Consider the following 16,473-nt stretch of genomic DNA (forward strand, 5'->3'; position numbering starts at 1 on the left):
TGGGTGCTTTGACTATGTTATAAATAAACTAAGCACTAAAAACTAAACACTAGGAATAAGACATCAACAGTTACGGAGACGACAAAATGACGATCATCAGTATGCAGCACCTAAGCACGCCATTAATGTTACCGATAATGATCAGCGCACTGCTGTTTAGTGCTCCCGCTTGCTCCAATCAAACTGCCGTCAATACCCATGAAGACCTGACAGACTATAAAGAAGGGCAAGCCTCTGCTAGTGAATCGCTAGCAAGTACCGAAAAACCCGCCTTTATCACCAAAAAAATTGCCACGTTTGATGAACCTTGGGCAATAACAGCATTACCTACCATTAATAATGAGCCCCCTAAATTACTTGTCACCCAAAAGACAGGCGAGTTATTCATTGTTGATACGGCAACAGGTGCGAAGACAACCATCAGTGGTATACCGAAAGTGGCTTATGGTGGGCAAGGTGGTCTTGGCGATATCGTTCTTGCGCCAGATTTTGCTACTTCTAATCATGTCTATATGAGCTACGTTGAAGCAGGGAATGGCACTGATAATAATAAATTTGGTGCTAAAGTTATCAAAGCGACATTAATAGGATTGGATATAGCCACGCCACGTTTGCAGGATCTTACGCCCATTTGGGAGCAAATACCGAAAGTAAAAGGGCAGGGGCATTATAGTCATCGCTTGCTTTTCTCGCCTGACGGAAAATATTTATATATCAGTTCAGGCGAGCGCCAAGAAAAAACACCAGCACAGGATATGAGCGTCAATTTGGGCAAAATTATTAGGTTAAATCTTGATGGCTCAGTGCCAGCAGATAACCCTTTTGTAGATAATAGCAATGACATTGCCGCACAGTTTTGGAGTATAGGACATCGTAATGTATTGGGTATGGCGTTCGATGAAAAAGGTAGGCTTTGGGCGCATGAGATGGGACCACGGGGCGGTGATGAATTTAATCTCATTGAAAAAGGTCATAACTACGGCTGGCCAATCGTATCAAATGGGCGTAACTATACAGGCACTGATATTCCTGACCATGAGACACGTCCTGAGTTTACGCCGCCCAAAATTAGTTGGACGCCAGTGATATCACCATCATCGATAAGTATTTATAACGCTGGTAAATATAATGATTTCCCAGCGTGGCAAGGTAATGCGCTCATTAGTGGCTTATCCTCTAAAGCGCTGATAGTCGTCGATTTTGATGAAAATAGCCACGCGACTGAGCGCTATCGCTATGATATGGGCGAGCGTATTCGTAGTGTGTTAAATGTAGATGGACAAGTTTGGGTATTAGAAGATGGCGATAATAGTGGCTTATTACAATTGATTCCGCAGTAGTGATTAGTAGCTATTGCTCTTCAACTTTCCAAGCGTTTGCACTATTGTAGGTTGGGCTGCTAAATGGTTTTGGTCTATTTCTGTCAATAAGAAAAACGTAAATAGCTAATTAGATTTGATAGTTGAGAGGTATCTTGTTAAGGTATTCTTCCTAAAAAACTAAGGCTAACAAACAAATGGATCATGTAAAAGTTGGCAGGTTAGGCCCTTTTCCACGGGTAAGTAAACCTGTGTTTATTACTTCAGCGCTACTTATTATTGGATTTATTATCTTTGGTGCTTTCTTTACTGAAACCGCTGGTGTGTTATTTAGCTTTTTGCAGAATTTTATTACAGATAAGTTCGGCTGGATGTTTGTTATATTAATGAACGTTGCGCTGGTATTCTGTATTTATCTAGCAGCGAGCCGTTATGGTGACATCCGTTTAGGTCAACAAACAGAAAAACCGCAGTACAGTTTGTTTTCTTGGATAGGGATGTTGTTCTCTGCTGGTATCGGTATTGGACTGGTATATTGGGGGACGGCTGAGCCCTTGTATCACTTTATGGCACCACCACTCGGTGAGGCGGAAACAATAGAAGCCGCCAAGCAAGCCATGAGTATCTCATTTTTACATTGGGGACTACATGCTTGGGCGATTTATACCATTGTGGCATTGGCGCTGGCTTACTTCCACTTTCGCCGTGGACTGCCATTGTCGATTCGCTCGACGCTATACCCGTTATTAGGCGAGAAAATATATGGTCGCTGGGGTCATACGGTGGATATTCTAGCCGTGTTCGGCACGATGTTTGGTGTGGTAACTTCCTTAGGTCTAGGGGTTATGCAGATCAATTCAGGTCTTGAAAATTTATTCGGTATACCAAATTCTTTAACCGTACAGTTTATTATTATTGCCTTTGTGACCGCATTGGCATGTGGCTCATTGATGCTTGGTCTTGATAAAGGTATCAAGCGCCTAAGTGACATTAATATGGGTTTTACAGGTGTGCTCTTGGCCTTTATGGTCATCTTAGGACCAACCTTATTTATTTTTGATAGTTTTATAGAAAATATTGGTAATTATGTCGTTGCCATGATTCCGTTATCAACATGGGGCGAGGCTTATAGTAATACGGATTGGCAGAGTGGTTGGACGATATTCTATTGGGCGTGGTGGGTAAGTTGGGCACCGTTTGTCGGCGTATTTATCGCTCGCATCAGTCGCGGTCGTACCATTCGTGAGTTCGTATTGGGTGTCTTATTGATTCCAATGCTGATTTTGTTTTTCTGGTTCACCACTTTCGGTGGTGTCGCTATCCATATGGAGCTTTTAGCGGCGCTTGATCCTGCTATGGCTAGTCCAGGATTGGTAGAAGCGGTGCAAGCAGATACGGGTAGCGCTATTTTCAAGCTGGTTGAGTATTATCCATTCGCGAAACCAATTACCTTGCTCATCGTTATTATGATTGTTTTATGGTTCGTAACTTCATCGGATTCAGCAAGTTTCGTCATTGATATGTTGACGGCGGGCGGCGATACCAACCCACCTAAGATTCAACGTTTATTTTGGGCGACTATGGAAGGTTTGATTGCCGCTATATTGTTAGCAGCAGGCGGATTAGGCGCATTGCAAGCCGCCGCTATTGTGGCTGGACTGCCATTTGCTTTAGTGATATTTGTCATGATGTATGCGTTACTTCGTGGCTTAAGCCGAGATCGTTTGATACTGTATCGCGCTCAGCAGCACTTTATCACCGAAGAATCCGCAGATCATAACTCAGCCAATGAGTTTGCTGATGAGCACTTGTTAAAAGGACCGCCTAAAATCGTGAAAGGTGATTAGCAGATTATATATATCAGCTTTAATACTGTTTTTATGAAATGAATCAGGCAGTTAGCTTCTTCTTTTTTTACGTAAAAATACAATATAATAATTGTGATTTGAAATCCTAAGATGCATCGTTATCTTAGGATTTTTTTATTTGTTGACCAATAGCAAGGTTATAAAGTGTCTGATTCGATTTGATAGTTGTGCAGTATCTTGTTAAGGTGAGCCCCTTCAAAAATTGAGATGACTAAATGGATCATGTAAAAGTTGGCCGCTTAGGCCCTTTTCCGCGGGTAAGTAAACCTGTGTTTTTAACTTCAGCGTTATTAATTCTTGTGTTCATTATTTTTGGTGCTCTTTTTAATGAGCAAGCAGAATTGTTATTTGGTCATGCCAAAGCATTCGTGTCTTTGCGTTTTGGCTGGTTCTTTATTGTGGTGGTCAACTTAACGTTGGTGATGAGTATTTACATGATATTTAGTTGTTATGGCGATATCAGGCTTGGTCATCAAAATGAGAAACCAGAATACAATCTAGTATCTTGGATCGGCATGCTATTTTCAGCAGGTATCGGTATTGGCCTGCTCTATTGGGGTACGGCTGAACCTTTGTATCATTTTATGGCGCCGCCGCTAGGAGAAGCTGAAACAAAACAGTAGCTGCCGCCAAGCAAGCGATGAATATCTCGTTCTTGCACTATGGTTTGCATGTGTGGGCGCTCTATGGCATGGTCGCGTTGTCATTGGCTTATTTCCATTACCGAGTGGGCTTACCGCTGGCTATTCGTTCGACACTATATCCTATATTGGGCAAAAAGATCTATGGTGGCTGGGGTCATACGGTAGATACATTAGCGGTATTCGGTACGATGTTTGGAGTAGTGACCACTTTAGGTCTTGGGGTATTGCAAATTAACTCAGGTCTTGAGACGTTATTTGGCATACCCAATAATATTACAGTGCAAATTATTTTGATTGCCTTAATCACTATGTTGGCAGGTCTGTCTCTATTTATGGGGCTAGATAAAGGGATTAAGCGCTTAAGTGATACCAATATATTATTTACTGTGATATTGCTCAGTTTTGTGATTATTTTAGGCCCGACCCAGTTTATCTTTAATAGCTTTATAGAAAATATTGGCAATTATTTACATCAAATTGTGCCATTAGGTCTTTGGACAGAATCGTATGATGGTCAAGAAAACTGGCAGGCATCATGGACGATTTTCTATTGGGCATGGTGGATAAGCTGGTCGCCTTTCGTTGGTGTGTTTGTGGCTCGTATCTCTCGTGGTCGAACCATTCGTGAGTTTATCTTAGGGGTGTTATTAATTCCTATTACTATTTTGTTCTTATGGTTCACCGCTTTCGGTGGTTCAGCCGTTAATATGGAATTAATGGCAGCCGCTGATCCCAACCTCATCAGTCCTGGCTTGATTGAGGCTGTCCAAGCAGATACTGGCAGTGCCATCTTTAAGCTGATGGAATCTTATCCATTTACGTCAGCTTTGAACTTGCTTATCGTAGTGATGATTGTGCTTTGGTTTGTCACGTCATCGGATTCGGCCAGTTTTGTGATTGATATGTTGACCTCAGGTGGCGATGCCAATCCACCAAAAATTCAGCGCCTATTTTGGGCAGGTACAGAGGGTGTTATCGCTGCCGTACTATTAGCAGCAGGTGGCTTGAGTGCGCTACAAGCGGCTTCAATTGTGTCAGGTTTCCCTTTTGCGATTGTGATAGTCGTTATGATGTACTCATTATTACGCGGCTTGAGTCGAGATCGTTTGATACTGTATCGCAACCAGCAATGGTTTGTCACCGAAGAGTCAGCAGAGCATAATTCGGCCAATGAGTTTCGTGATGAAGATTTGCTGACAGGTCCACCTGATATTGAAAAACCTGAAGGTTAGATTTTATCGATCTAAAAGATCATAAAAAAGCACCCGCCTATGATTAAGCGGGTGCTTTTTTATATGATTTAATTGTCTTTTTTAGTTTGATATAAAGTATTTACACAAAGTTATGAAGCCAAAGTTATAAAGCAAGGTTATGAGCACTGTCCTTTGACATAACCTACTGCCGCCGTTGTGCCACATGCCGAACATGAGTTGCCCGCAGTGCGATAACTAAATCCTGAGCTGGTTTTTACTTTGACACACACAGGATCATATTGCGCGGTGCACATCGTTTGCTCAGGGTTGTAAGGTGGGCACTTGATAAAAGGGTTATCGCTGTTCTGTTGGCTGTGCCCAGTGCTATGAATAGGGGCGGTGTCAGGCGTATCGATGCTTTGGATGTTATTACAGCCAGCTAAGGCAATAGTGACTGATAACCCTAATAATGACAGGCATGATCGCCATGATTTGAATAAGTGGTTCATAATCATATGTCCTTATAAATAGTGTTCGGTAAGTCCCTGTTATCGATAGCTGGTTGCAACCATGTGATGAACAAGGTGGTTTTAATTGATAGTAGCCTATTTATCAGCAGTCATCTACCAAATCATGATTAATAAAAAAACCCAAGCTTATGATTAAGCTTGGGTTTAAGAATTATTACTATCAATTTTATAAATGCTAGCCGTTTTATAAATGCCAGCTAAAGGCGATAGAACTATTTGGCAGCTTTGTCATCTTGATTAAGCTGAACATATTTATCAAAGTTCTGCGCATAATCAGTCAGGTTGTCGCTCAGCATTTGGCGATATTGTTTGACATAAAATTCAACGATATCATCTTTTTCTTTGGCAAAGTCATCGCCTTTGACAAAGCCGATAGAGGCGACAGATGCGCTATAACGTGCGGCTGCATAAAGTAGTGATGCACCTACTTGTCCTGAATGCGCTTCAGAACCCAACTGACTATTTGCGATACCAATAATGGCATCAGCACGTTGATAAAATGCTTGCATTTCAGGGGTAATCTCAATGTTAACATCAACATTGCTTTCTTGAATGTTGCTGTCTTGCATATTGTCTTGAGACATAAGCGACTCCTAATAAGTGTCGGTAATTTTAAATTTATAAAGAGGGTTTTTAAGGGATGTAACGTGATATTTTTACAAACCAGCGTCTGCTTTCAAGATTTCAGCTTTGTCTATTTTTTCCCATGTAAAGGCAGTTTCAGAGCCAGGACGACCAAAATGACCAAAAGTCGCCGTTTGCTGATACATTGGTTGTAATAAGTTTAGCATACGGGTAATGCCATAAGGGCGCAGATCAAAATGGGTGCGAATCAGACGGATGATTTCATCATTGCTGATTTTATTCGTACCAAAAGTATTGACCGAGATAGAGGTTGGTTCAGCGACACCAATGGCATAGCTAACCTGTATTTCACAGCGCTCAGCAAGTCCTGCCGCAACGATATTCTTAGCCACATAACGTACGGCATATGCAGCACTGCGATCTACTTTTGATGGATCTTTACCACTGAATGCACCGCCGCCATGACGCGCCATACCGCCATACGTATCAACAATGATTTTACGACCTGTCAATCCAGCATCACCAACAGGACCGCCAATCACAAACTTACCCGTTGGGTTGATATGATAGCGCGTGCCAGCATGCAATAATTCAGCAGGCAATACTTGTTTGATGATAGATTCCATTATTGCTTCTTGCAGGTCTTTTTGCGAGATACTTGGATCGTGTTGCGTTGATAGAACCACGGCATCAATGGCAACAGGCTTGCTACCATCATATCTTAAGGTCACTTGTGCTTTGGCATCTGGACGCAACCACGGCAACTCGCCTGCACGGCGCAGCTCAGATTGGCGTTCCATCAAGCGGTGAGCAAATTCGATAGGGGCTGGCATCAAGACATCAGTTTCATTGCTGGCATAGCCAAACATAAGACCTTGGTCACCTGCGCCTTGCTCTTCAGGGTCGCTACGATCGACACCTTGAGCGATTTCAGGAGATTGTTTGCCGAGCATGTTGATGACCGCACATGTTTCGCCATCAAAGCCCAAATCTGAGTGGTGATAACCAATGCCGTTTACGGTATCACGCACGATACGCTCAACGTCGATATTTGCCGTCGTGGTGACTTCACCTGCTAGTATCACAGCACCTGTTTTAACCAAGGTTTCGCATGCCACGCGTGCATGCAAATCTTCACGTAAGATGGCGTCAAGGATGGCATCTGATATTTGGTCAGCCATTTTATCAGGATGACCTTCGCTCACAGATTCTGAGGTAAATAAGTTGTATTCACGCATAATGGGATCGCTTAATTGCAGGGACTGTATTCTACGAACTCAGTCATTATTAAATGTATATAAAAATAAAAGGCGAAAACGAATAAAAAAATTAGCACATTTTACCGTGTATCGAGGTAAAACTCTAGCGATGGATAATACTAAGAAGTAACTAGGCATGGATTAACCATGGTAAAAGTCATCAATTTCGCTATTTTCTTGCCAGCGATATTCGGTATAGTGAGCGATCTGGCGCGCTGTATCGATGTCATGTCTGTCGGCGATGAAACCAAGCGCCATGTCCATACCTGCACTGACACCTGAGGACGTATAAAATTTGCCGTCAACAATCCAGCGTGCTTGCTCTGCCCAATAGACTTTGTCAGATTGCGCTATCACCCATTGCCATGACAGCTTATTAGACGTTGCGCGCTTGTCATCTAAGACGCCAGCCTTAGCCAACAATGCGCTACCCGTACAAACGCTAAGTACCCAATCAGCATGGTCAACCAAGGTTATTAACGTCTGCAAAAATGGTCGGTGATTGATTTGCTGGCGAGTACCCATGCCGCCAACCATCAACAAGATATCAGTCTGATGCGCTAACTCGCTGACAGCGACTGTTTGCATCGCAACGCCATGCTTACTATGGATAATGCCGCCGTTTAAGGAGGAAAATTGCAGACGATAATGCTCAGGTAAGCAGCCAAACATCTCGATAGGTCCAAATAGATCTAAAGTCTCGAAATCATCGAATAATAGCGCGGTCAGTGTCTGCATCTGGCTTCCTGATTTTTAAATAATGTTTACAAAAGTAAGTGGGCGTCTACTGCTTTTTTAACCACGCTATTCAGGTTTTATTTATATAAAGTAGATAAATTAAACCTTTTATAACTAGGGCGTGTCCTCATTTTAAAAATGGTGATAAAAATGAGATAAATTGCCGTCAAACAAGGAAAATAGCGCACATAATATCGAGATATTAAGAAGCTGTTTGACGATGTTTGGCAAAATTTAGCTATTTTTAGCCCATTTAGAAAGTAATTGATTGAATTTAGGACACGCCCTAGAGCAGTTGTCGTTCTAAAAGTGATCGTTCTAAAAATTATAGCTCCAAAAACTTGGCTTTGTCTTTAAACATACATTCGTCATAAACAGGACACGCCCCGCATTTGGGTGTACGTGCTTGGCAGGTATAGCGCCCGTGTAATATAAGATAATGATGCGCATCCACGATGAAGTCATCTGGGATACGCTCGACCAGCTTATTTTCGACGATCAAGACGTTCTTGCCAGTGGCAAGTCCCGTACGATTACCTACCCGAAAGATATGAGTGTCGACCGCCATGGTTGGCTGACCAAAAGCGGTATTTAACACCACATTGGCAGTTTTACGCCCAACGCCAGCGAGTGATTCTAAATCTTTGCGGTTATCAGGGACGGTGCTATTAAATTTCTCAATTAAATCATGGCAAGTTTTGATGACGTTTTTGGCTTTGGCATTATATAAGCCAATATTTTTGATATAAGATTTTAGACCGTCTTCACCCAATGCCAAGATTGCTTCAGGTGTATTTGCTACGGGATATAATTGCTTGGTGGCAATATTGACGCTCACATCCGTCGCCTGCGCAGACAAGATGACCGCGATCAGCAGCTCAAAATTACTCTTATAATTCAATTCCGTAACCGGCTCATCAATCGTCGCTGCCAGTTTCTCAAAAAATGGACGCACATTACGATTGGGCATTCGCCGCGATGGCGGGGTATCGGCAGTTTTGTGCTTGACGGTTTTACTCATAGTATTCTTACTATTTTTTGGCTATTGATAGTTAATAACTGATACAAGATATCGGAATAAATTCATTTTAGCGATGTTGGACTGTCTAACAAATGATAATTACGCTATTAAAGCTGACTTAACTCTACTTGCAACGCGTCAAGCTCTACTTGTTTGCTCTCATTTGGACGGACACTTAGCTGTTTTTCTAGCTTTTTAATTTTACTACGAAGCTTCGCTGCGGCAATAGTATTTTTTGCCTGCGCTTCGCTGATATTCAACGATTGACTAGCGGCATTGTTCAATTTTGCTTCAACCATGCTGACCACAGGTCTACTATTGCTACTATCAGCCAGCTGCTCGGTGACGCGTCTTAAATGAGTATGATAGCGCTGTCTTAAATCTTCTTGCTCTGTGGTACGTTCAGAGCTAGATAGCTCCCGTTCAACAGTGACCAAGTCGATACAGTCGACTGGACAAGGAGCGATGCAAAGCTCGCAGCCGGTGCATAAATCCGTAAAGATAGTATGCATGTGCTTACCAGTACCGACAATAGCATCGACTGGGCAGGCAGGTATACATTTGGTGCAGCCGATACAATCATCTTCACGGATCACCGCACGTACCTCAGTCGGACGTTCAGAGGTCGCATCTATTGGCCACTGAGAAGGCGCAGCGCTAAGTATCGCTTCATGACTATCTATATTAATAATTTGAGCGATAGCATTGGTAACGGGTTGACCACCGGGTACACATTTGTTGTATGGCTCATTGTCTAGCACGATAGCAGCGGCATAGGGTAAGCAGCCATCTGGGTGCTCGCACAGCCCACATTGTGTTTGCGGTAAACAAGCATCAATATATGAGATTTTCGCTTGTATGTCCGCAGGTAAGCGCTCTATATCCAAAGTGTCGAACAAGATTGGCAAATTGGTGAGACGGATATGGGTGCTATTTTTACTAGTGGTGCTTTGCATATGCTTTAAAACCTTAATATCAGTGCTAAGTGCTAAGTGCTAAGTGCTAAGTGCTAAGTGCTAAGTGCTAAGTGTGCTCTGAGCGCTGACATTAGAATAATAGGATAATAACGATATTGATAAATGCTGCATTGATATTATAGATTAAAGTAAAATACCTTGCTCATTGGCAATTTGTGCAATCAGCTCGTAAGCAATGCTACCTTTTGAGGGTATTTTTGGCAAATTTGATAGATCAAAAAAATCGGCGTGCGACAGCTCATCTTCTTGGATAACAATTTCGCCAGCTGCATAAGACGCGCGAAAGCCTAGCATTAAATTAGAGGGAAACGGCCATGGCTGACTGCTGACGTACCGAATATCTGATAGGCTGATATTCACCTCTTCTGCCACTTCGCGCACCACCGCGTGTTCTAGGCTTTCACCCACTTCTACAAAGCCTGCAATCAAACCGTATAGTAACGGTTGTGGCGACTGTAATAAATGAGGCGCTGTTTTTTGCTGTCCATAACGATGATGATGGGCTAGCAAAATCTGCATTTCACCAGTTTGCGGATTCGGGCGAGTAATAGCCGTGATGACACAGGGTTGTACACGTGGGTATTGGCGCAATCGGCACACTGGACAGACCATCGCACGCTCATCTCGTTTGGCATGAATGGTTGGGGCAGCACAGCGACTACAAAACTGTGTATCTGTTTGCCAGCGCAATAACTGTATCGCTTGGCTAAGCTGATCGGACAAAGCCACGGGCAACTGAGTAATCAGCTGGCGGTAAGGAACAAACGCATTGCCGCTGCCCTCAGCGATGATAGGCAATACCATGTGATGTGCAATTGCATAGTCATAAGTAATGGCGCTAGCCGCTTGCGCAGTAAAGGTGTGGGGAGTATTAATCGAACTGTCAGCACTTTCTAGAGTATCGGAACTTTCTAAAATATCGGCATACTTCAGAGCATCTACACTCGCGCTAGTAGGATTGACATCAGGCGACCAGTGACGCGGTGCTAGGCTTTCGAGTAGCGTGACATGACCAACTTGATAAGCAAGCTGGGTTTCCTCGTCTGAATGTGTAGCGGATGGGGGTAATTCAAGCTGCACCGGCCACCATCCATTAGGTAGCTGGCGGCATAAAACAGTATCATCACTAAATACAAAAGCGCTGGTCATAGGTAAAATTCCAAACCGGTTACGGTCAGTACGCATCAGTGTTGATACAGACTTTTTTTAATTGAATTAAAGTCAATCCTATATCATTCGGATACGGTGTCAGTCAGGCTCGCTTAGCACTACTATTCGTAGTGCTTTCACTCACCTTGCTTGTATCTAGCTTATATGGGATCGACTATATATAAATGAAGGGCTATGGCAGCAAAGCCGCCATTTAAATATCATTTTAGTGCTTAAGCGTGATAAAAATTAGGCTGCGAGTAAATGGCTCAAGCTCTGCTGTCCCACATCTAATGCTTGTTTGCTGACCGGACGATTGTGCTCAAAACCATCTAGATGATGATCGACGGCCATAATGACATCAGCGATACAGGCAAGCGTACTGTCTTCAATGCGTTGTCCACCTTCGATACGTTGCTGAAGATAATTGGCCAATTGACTGAGCATGCTGGCAGGTGTTGGCAGCTGTAAGAAGCGCACAGCCCCTGCCACTTGGCGCATCATCTCAGGTATATTCTGGATATTGAGCATATCGCGCTCTGGCTCAGCCAGATAATCGTTAATGGCTTGTTCTGCACTGGCAATAGCGGAACGACTTTCTTGTATCAAAGTATCATTAGCCGTATTGAGCTGATGTAAAGAGATATGCGGGTTATTCAGTGGCAAATAGATGGCTCCTGGTGTGTGCATTTCTGCCATTGCAATGGTGGCGTTTTCCGCATGCATTAATGCCAACAGCAAGTGATCAAAATCATCAGGCGAGGGCGTTTGCCAATGACTAACAGCTTCTGCTGCTATGCTGAGACTATTGGCTGCATTTGATAAACCAAGCAAGCGTAACGCTGAGCTCAATTCTGTTAGCTCTTTGATGATCTGCGCGGTTTGCATATCGACAGGGTTCAATGAATCACCGCGTGCGTAGCTATCCACATTTTCTTTGATAGTATTAATTTGGGTCTGAATGATGGTGTTCAGCGTATCGGTCAGCGCGCGATTAGGACCGAATAAGAAACGTTTCATTTGCTCAAGTTGCGCGCTTTCCAAGTGGTTGCTGGCGTATTGCTCACGCAGTCGTTGCGCCGCATCACTGTCACGCTGGCAAGCAAAACTGACCAAATCAGCAAACCGTTTGTCCATCACAGGCAAGTAGCTTTGGAATTGCTGCTCTAAATAAATCAGTGTGTGTTTTTGACTCAGATTTAGCGGTAATATCGTGGCAATGCCAGTGACAGCTGCGGTGGCCGCTTGCCAAAATAGACTGCTGGTGTTTGATGCTATCAAAGCACACGCTGCACTCATGGCGTCAAGTTTCTGCTGATCGTCTGGGCTAACGTTGCCATCTTGATTGAGCAGAGCGACTCCAAGACCACTACGATAAGCATAAGTTAGTAGTTCAGTGTCTAGGTTAAGCTCGTCAAGTGGTTGGAAGTTCTGTTCAGGGTTGGCAATGATGACACTACTGCTACCAAAGGCTGCAAAATAGTCTGCTGTGATAGGGGTTTCTTGCCCGTGAGCATTGAGTTTATTGATAACAGGCAGTAACAAGGTTGGCTCTACCGACTCTGTCAAAAGCACAAACTCGATATAGCGATCCAATGTCATAATGGCTTCTGATAAGTCCATAATCAAGCTGGTATCGTTATTATCACCATTATCATAGAGGCGCTGTAAACCATTGACAATAGCGGTATTCAAAGCCTCTGCACCAACCAAAGATATCAGTTCAAAAATGCAAGACAGCTGCTTTAGCACAGTGATAGAATCTAATAATAAAGGGGCTTGACTATTATCATCATTAAATTCACTCAGATGAATCTCAGTATCTTTTAAGGTTACGATGATCTCATCATGCAACAAATGTAGCGATGGTAGATTGAAATCAGTAACACTAAGCGTTGGGGCCGTTAACTTCATTTGCGCAGACTGGTTCATAGGTGTTTTTCCATAATGTACTGATGAGAATGGCGATGGTTTAAATGATGATCGAAAAAGCACTTGCTGGTGATGTTTTAACGCTTAATATAACAATAATCAAGCCTATATTATACAAATGTTATTGCTCAAAGATTGATATCATCAGCTTATACGGCGACTACATATTGGCTTTTAACTCAGGATACGCTTCTGCGAGCGCGGCATACCACTCTTGGTTGGTATTTTCATCCATAGATGACTCTAGCAATAAAGACGCTAAATTGGCAAAACTGGCGTGTGCTGTCTGCCCACCATCTGTTTGCGTGTCTTCTTCGATGGCGAGTGTAACCTGTCCACCTGTCATCGCCAGATAAACTTCTGCTAAAATCTCTGAATCAAGTAAGGCGCCATGAAAAGTACGATCTTGCTTTCCCACATTTAGGCGACGCACTAAAGCATCTAGGGTGTTTTTTTGCCCAGGATATTGCTGCTTTGCCATGACCAGCGAGTCAGTCACTTGTACGCGCTCGGCAAAGTCGTTCATACCAACTTTGGCAAACTCCATGTTTAAGAAGTTCATATCAAAGGTGGCGTTATGAGCGATGATTTCTGCGCCGTCCATAAAATCATAGAGCGACTGAGCAACTTGATCAAAGGTAGGCTTGTCGGTCAAAAATGCCTCAGAAATACCATGGATACGAATGACTTCATCATCCATGCCGCGTTGTGGATTGATATAAACGTGGAGCTTTTCACCCGTAAATTTACGCCCGATCATCTCCACGATACCGACTTCGATAATACGGTCGCCTTTTAAGGGATCAAGGCCTGTGGTTTCAGTATCCATAATGAGCTGGCGATCAGACTCATGACGATGGATAGGTTTGGGCAGCAGCGGTATGAAATACGGATTGGCACGACTGGTGTCGCCGTCGAATTTTGGTGTATTAGCTTCTTCTATGCCAGTAACGGTAGCGGGCACATGACCATTTATCGTCGCATCAGTCATAGACGTTTGGGTTTCCGGCATCTCTATTTTACTCATTGGTTTGCTAGCATTATGCTGATAGCGATCGGCTTCTATTACAGCACCTTTACTCATCATATCATCGGCAGAGTTTGTATCGTTATCAGTGTCTATGACATCTTCGTCAAGCTCATCATCTGTCATATCCAGACCCAGTGGATCGAAACTTAGCCAGTCATCGTGAGCAGCATTTTGCGCTGTATTAGGCATTATTTGCCCTTTTTTTTTAGCTGTGTCTTGCGGCTCTATGCTCGATAATTCTTCACTGCTGGACGTCACGCCCAAGTTTGCCAGCTCGTCCGCTTTTTCATTGCCTGCATGTCCTGCGTGACCTTTGACCCAATGCCAGTCAACATCGCGCTGCTGGCATAGCTTGTCTAATTGCTGCCAAAGGTCTTGATTGGCGACGGGTTTTTTACTTGCCGTTTTCCAGCCTCTTTTTTTCCAACCCTCTATCCATTCGGTGATGCCTTTTTTGACATAGCTTGAGTCTGTCCAAATCTCGAGGTTGTGCTCATGCGGGCTATGGGTTAGTGCTTGTATTGCGCCCATCAACTCCATGCGATTATTGGTGGTCTCTTTATCACCGCCGTACAAATCTTGTGTACGTCCATCACTAAAAATGAGATGTGCGCCCCAGCCACCAGCGCCCGGATTGCCTTTACAGGCACCGTCCGTATAGGCCACGGTGGTGTTTGATTTGGCGGCCAACGGATTCATCGCGTTACTGGTGTTGAATGGCTGCGCTGAGGTGCGATTGTCTGACATAAAAAATTATTGACCTAAAAATTGATAAACATAGGGAGGGTTGGAGGGATTTTGCCAGCGTTGTTTTTACACCAGCGCTTCCATTATATTTTGGGAATGAGTATAACAAATCTATCGTTGATGTGGGCAATCGTAATGCACAAAGTCGCCAAAAGCACAGATCATAATAGTAACCTTGCTATTTTCTGTTAAAATGACTTGTGTTGCGACACAATATCAAACGGTATTGACTACGCAGCAGAAAAAACAGCAGTTTGCTGGCGTCAATTAGTAGCGCAAATCATTCGACAGTGCCAATAGTTGATGAAAACATGCCCTAGAAAATCACGTTAACATTAAGATTGTCGTCATCACTGTTTAAAGATAGTTTTTTTAAAGACAATTTTCATAAAAGTTTAATGCATGAATGCAGGATAACCCTATTATGTCCTTACGCTCAAACATTTTTTATAAAAGGCTGATGCGCTTACCAGTCGGCATAGCGGTGAGCAGCGCACTATTTTTAAGTGCTTGCAACGATAGCAACATTCAAGCTGATACTGGAATGGTCGAAGCGGCGACAGACTTATCGATTTTTGAAGGTTGTTACACGGTTAGTCATGACGAGCCTGCCCAAATAAAAGTGAGTCAACAGGATGGCTCGTGGGTGATGCAGATGAAAGAGCCGGCAAGTGCGAAGCGCGTTTGGGATGACGCTGAGCCGCTAGAAGTGATTGAAAATAGCGAAATTCCGCAGTTTTTCTCTATTGACCCTGACAATGTCGATGCGGTCATTGGGCGTCCTGATCGAGTGCTAGTACTGGCTCATGTGAAGCCTGCCTATGCCAATATCGATCCACTCTTAGATAGTGAATACTTATCCTATATTTATCGCGGTGCCAATACCATCTATCGTGTCGAGTGTGATGATGTTAATACCGATATTTTAGCCAATCCACATGCCAATATTGTGATTGATAATGTTAATGAGAGCCTCTAAACAAGCACGGCTCATAAACAGAATTTATGATCGATAGTTTTGTTTTAAACAGTGTTTTGCTATAAACCATATGTCATTAGAGTTAAGCAATATGAATTTTTTTAGTTACGTGGTATTGGGCGGATTTTCTTATGCGGCTGGTTGGGCAATCAGAACCTATGTACTTGATAAGAAGCCTGAACCTGAGCAACCTTATAATCTAAAGCATCCTGCAATTTTGGCGTACTTAGGCGGTTTCTTTATTATTATGCTGATTGTTTCGTGGCTGATTGGTCGCTATGCGCTTGGGCATGCTGCTATCGATTTGCCGTTTATTATTATCAATAGCCTCGTTGCAACCTTTGTCTATTCGTTCGGTCTCAATCCAGAAAAAGCGCGTTATGATGTTCCAGATTAACTCACATAAATAATTGCTATTAATGAATAAAAAAGCCACGGCTGATACATTGATTGTCAGTCGTGGCTTTTTATAACGATCATTTTTTATAACGATCATTTCAGG

General features: G+C 43.2%; 13 protein-coding genes and 1 pseudogene. 5 read left to right on the plus strand and 9 right to left on the minus strand.

Annotated features, from left to right (window positions below; genetic code table 11):
* The first annotated feature begins 86 nt into the window (after nucleotides 1–86).
* The 3 genes and pseudogenes from ACP7AE_RS08115 to ACP7AE_RS08125 all read left to right on the plus strand — a co-directional run bounded on the left by ACP7AE_RS08115 (nucleotide 87) and on the right by ACP7AE_RS08125 (nucleotide 5,063).
* Complete coding sequence (locus ACP7AE_RS08115) at nucleotides 87–1,340, plus strand: PQQ-dependent sugar dehydrogenase (protein WP_426242412.1); 1,254 nt, start codon at nucleotides 87–89, stop codon at nucleotides 1,338–1,340.
* A 176-nt stretch (nucleotides 1,341–1,516) separates the two neighbouring features.
* Nucleotides 1,517–3,166, plus strand: coding sequence for a BCCT family transporter (locus tag ACP7AE_RS08120; protein ID WP_201539868.1), 1,650 nt, complete (start codon nucleotides 1,517–1,519; stop codon nucleotides 3,164–3,166).
* Nucleotides 3,167–3,402: 236 nt separating this feature from the next.
* Nucleotides 3,403–5,063 (plus strand): annotated as a pseudogene (locus tag ACP7AE_RS08125) (BCCT family transporter).
* 137 nt (nucleotides 5,064–5,200) lie between these two features.
* Here ACP7AE_RS08125 and ACP7AE_RS08130 read toward each other — a convergent pair.
* The 9 genes from ACP7AE_RS08130 to dnaQ all read right to left on the minus strand — a co-directional run bounded on the left by ACP7AE_RS08130 (nucleotide 5,201) and on the right by dnaQ (nucleotide 14,992).
* Nucleotides 5,201–5,533 carry a hypothetical protein gene (locus ACP7AE_RS08130; RefSeq protein ID WP_201540283.1) on the minus strand — a complete coding sequence of 111 codons (333 nt, stop codon included), beginning with the start codon at nucleotides 5,531–5,533 and terminating at the stop codon, nucleotides 5,201–5,203.
* A 233-nt stretch (nucleotides 5,534–5,766) separates the two neighbouring features.
* A complete protein-coding gene (locus tag ACP7AE_RS08135; protein WP_426242414.1) occupies nucleotides 5,767–6,138 on the minus strand; it encodes a DUF3144 domain-containing protein in 372 nt (123 codons plus the stop codon).
* 72 nt (nucleotides 6,139–6,210) lie between these two features.
* Entirely contained in the window at nucleotides 6,211–7,377 is a 1,167-nt protein-coding gene (metK, locus tag ACP7AE_RS08140) for a methionine adenosyltransferase (protein WP_201540284.1), read from the minus strand.
* 162 nt (nucleotides 7,378–7,539) lie between these two features.
* Entirely contained in the window at nucleotides 7,540–8,136 is a 597-nt protein-coding gene (locus tag ACP7AE_RS08145) for a DJ-1/PfpI family protein (RefSeq protein ID WP_426242417.1), read from the minus strand.
* 325 nt (nucleotides 8,137–8,461) lie between these two features.
* The gene (gene nth, locus ACP7AE_RS08150) at nucleotides 8,462–9,157 is read right to left on the minus strand and encodes an endonuclease III (RefSeq protein WP_426242419.1); all 696 of its coding nucleotides are present in this window, start codon (nucleotides 9,155–9,157) and stop codon (nucleotides 8,462–8,464) included.
* Between the two features lie 107 nt (nucleotides 9,158–9,264).
* Entirely contained in the window at nucleotides 9,265–10,113 is an 849-nt protein-coding gene (locus ACP7AE_RS08155) for an RnfABCDGE type electron transport complex subunit B (protein WP_055123943.1), read from the minus strand.
* Nucleotides 10,114–10,257: 144 nt separating this feature from the next.
* Nucleotides 10,258–11,283 (minus strand): NAD(+) diphosphatase, encoded by a 1,026-nt coding sequence (nudC, locus tag ACP7AE_RS08160; RefSeq protein WP_426242421.1) that lies wholly within the window; start codon nucleotides 11,281–11,283, stop codon nucleotides 10,258–10,260.
* A 249-nt stretch (nucleotides 11,284–11,532) separates the two neighbouring features.
* A complete protein-coding gene (locus tag ACP7AE_RS08165) occupies nucleotides 11,533–13,215 on the minus strand; it encodes a hypothetical protein (protein WP_426242423.1) in 1,683 nt (560 codons plus the stop codon).
* A 160-nt stretch (nucleotides 13,216–13,375) separates the two neighbouring features.
* Entirely contained in the window at nucleotides 13,376–14,992 is a 1,617-nt protein-coding gene (dnaQ, locus tag ACP7AE_RS08170) for a DNA polymerase III subunit epsilon (RefSeq protein WP_426242425.1), read from the minus strand.
* A 424-nt stretch (nucleotides 14,993–15,416) separates the two neighbouring features.
* On the opposite strand from dnaQ, the gene ACP7AE_RS08175 reads away from it, so the two are divergent.
* Together ACP7AE_RS08175 and ACP7AE_RS08180 are read left to right on the plus strand one after the other, a co-directional pair.
* Nucleotides 15,417–15,971 (plus strand): hypothetical protein, encoded by a 555-nt coding sequence (locus ACP7AE_RS08175; protein ID WP_095849322.1) that lies wholly within the window; start codon nucleotides 15,417–15,419, stop codon nucleotides 15,969–15,971.
* A 91-nt stretch (nucleotides 15,972–16,062) separates the two neighbouring features.
* A complete protein-coding gene (locus ACP7AE_RS08180) occupies nucleotides 16,063–16,368 on the plus strand; it encodes a hypothetical protein (protein WP_045445540.1) in 306 nt (101 codons plus the stop codon).
* Nucleotides 16,369–16,473 lie beyond the last annotated feature (105 nt).

Origin of the sequence: Psychrobacter sp. TWP2-1-2, assembly GCF_049896785.1 — a bacterium.
Taxonomy (GTDB): Bacteria; Pseudomonadota; Gammaproteobacteria; order Pseudomonadales; family Moraxellaceae; genus Psychrobacter.